General features: G+C 67.0%; 2 protein-coding genes. One reads left to right on the top strand and one right to left on the bottom strand.

All coding sequences use genetic code 11. From position 1 onward, the window contains the following. On the top strand, positions 1 to 603 hold a 603-nt coding region (locus EOD07_RS34770; RefSeq protein ID WP_348627800.1), incomplete at its 5' end, for a DUF6596 domain-containing protein. A 344-nt stretch (positions 604 to 947) separates the two neighbouring features. Here the strand turns inward: EOD07_RS34770 and EOD07_RS34765 are convergent. Further along, the coding region (locus EOD07_RS34765) for a glutathione binding-like protein (RefSeq protein ID WP_206519656.1) at positions 948 to 1,284 on the bottom strand (337 nt) is incomplete at its 5' end.

The following is a 1,284-nucleotide window of genomic DNA, read 5'->3' as shown; positions in this document are numbered from 1 at the left end:
GGCATCTGGCTCGGACGGCTGGCCGCCTCGCTGATGCCGGACGAGCCGGAGACGCTCGGACTGCTGGCGCTGATGCTGTTCGCGGAAGCACGCCGCTCGGCAAGGCGCGGCCCGGAAGGCGATTTCGTGCCCTTGGCCGAGCAGGATGTCGCGCTCTGGGACGACAGGCTGATCGACGAGGCGGAAGCCTTGCTGGTGCGCGCCGCGCAAAAGGGCATCATCGGCCGCTACCAGCTGGAAGCTGCCGTGCAATCCGCGCATACGGCGCGCCGGCGCGGCAACGGCACCGACTGGGCGGCGATCCGCCAGCTTTACGACGCGCTGCAGGCCGTGGCCGGATCGCCGGTGGTGGCGATCAACCGCGCGGTGGCGATCGCCGAAACCGAGGGCGCCCCGGCCGGACTGGCGGCGCTTTACGTGCTGGGCGAGGACAAAAGGCTGCAGGACTACCAGCCCTATTGGGCCGCCCGCGCCGGGCTGTTGGCAAGGCTCGGCAACATCAGGCAGGCGATCGAATCCTACGACCGGGCGATCGGCCTCGAGCGCGACCCGGCGCTGCGGCGTTTCCTGCAGGGCGAGAAGGCGAAGCTTGTAAGGACTTAGAGAAGGGGTTGTCCGTTACTCGGCGGGCAAACTTCATCATCCTTTCTGCAGGATCGGCGCAAACGTTGGAGATTGGCGGAAGCCTCCCAACTTCGTTATTCCTGGGCGAAGCAGCCGCGAAGCAGCGTCGCGGAGACCCTGGAATCCATTCCGTGACCTTGATCGAAGAGTGCGGCGGAGCAGAATTCTGGACCGTAGCGGCGCGTCGAAGTCACGGCATGGACCCTCGGGCCCGCGCGCGTCGCTTCGCTCCTTGCTCCGCCCGTGGATGACGACGTGATGGGCGTTCCGCCCAATCTCCAAGGCGTGCCGCCGGCCATTGCCGAGCCCAACCGCGGCGCACTCTAAGCCCACATCTCATGCGATGCGTTCAGCTTTTGCATCAGCTCATTCTCGCGCAGCCTCGCCCACAGGCGCTCGATGTTCGGCCAGGCGGCCCGCGCTTTCTCGACTTCGGGATGCCAGGCCACAAGCATCACGAGGTAGATGTCGGCGAGTGACAGCGTCTCGCCGGCCAACCAATCGCGGCCGGCCAGAGCCCGGTCGAGAATGGCAAAGCCGCGATCCATCTCGGCGACCGCCGCCTGCTTCACCGGCCGCAGGCCTTCGCCATCGGCGGTGTAGCGGTGAGCGTAATAGAGCCGCAGCACCGCCGGGTAGAGCACCGACGACATGAAGGCC

The organism is Mesorhizobium sp. M2C.T.Ca.TU.002.02.1.1, from assembly GCF_003997225.1.
Note: the sequence above shows the minus strand (reverse complement) of the source record. Positions and strands in the feature narration are given on the sequence as shown.